Source organism: Pseudomonas sp. NY15463 (assembly GCF_048068415.1).
GTDB classification, from domain to species: Bacteria; Pseudomonadota; Gammaproteobacteria; order Pseudomonadales; family Pseudomonadaceae; genus Aquipseudomonas; species Aquipseudomonas mosselii_C.
Map to the genome: position 1 here is coordinate 1 of NZ_JBLUQD010000025.1, position 467 is coordinate 467.

Here is a 467-nt window from a genome sequence, read left to right on the forward strand (position 1 = left end):
GGCGCTGGTGTTCGGCGATGTGCGCCTAAGTTACGCCGAGCTGGATGCCCGCGCCAATCAGTTGGCCAATCGCCTGATCGCCGCGGGCGTCGGCCCGGATGTGCTGGTCGGCATTGCCGTCGAGCGCAGCGTCGAGATGGTGGTTGGGCTCTTGGCAGTCCTCAAGGCCGGTGGTGCCTATGTACCGATGGACCCGGAGCTGCCGAGCGAGCGCCTGGCCTATCTGTTCGAGGACAGCGGCATCGCGCTGCTGCTGACCCAGAGCCATCTGAGCCTGCCGATGCCTGAAGGGCTGACGGTCCTGGCTTTGGATGCGCTGGACCTGAGCGCCTATTCGAGCGACAACCCGAACATCACCGTGGCCCCGGAAAACCTGGCCTACGTGATCTACACCTCGGGCTCGACCGGCAAGCCGAAAGGCGCAGGCAACCGCCACAGCGCGCTGACCAACCGGCTGTGCTGGATGC

Annotated in this window: 1 protein-coding gene; it reads left to right on the forward strand. The window is 65.7% G+C overall.

Features of this window, described 5'->3' with window-relative positions; genetic code table 11:
• The coding region (locus tag ACNFIC_RS23850; protein WP_416782288.1) for an AMP-binding protein at positions 1-467 on the forward strand (467 nt) is incomplete at both ends.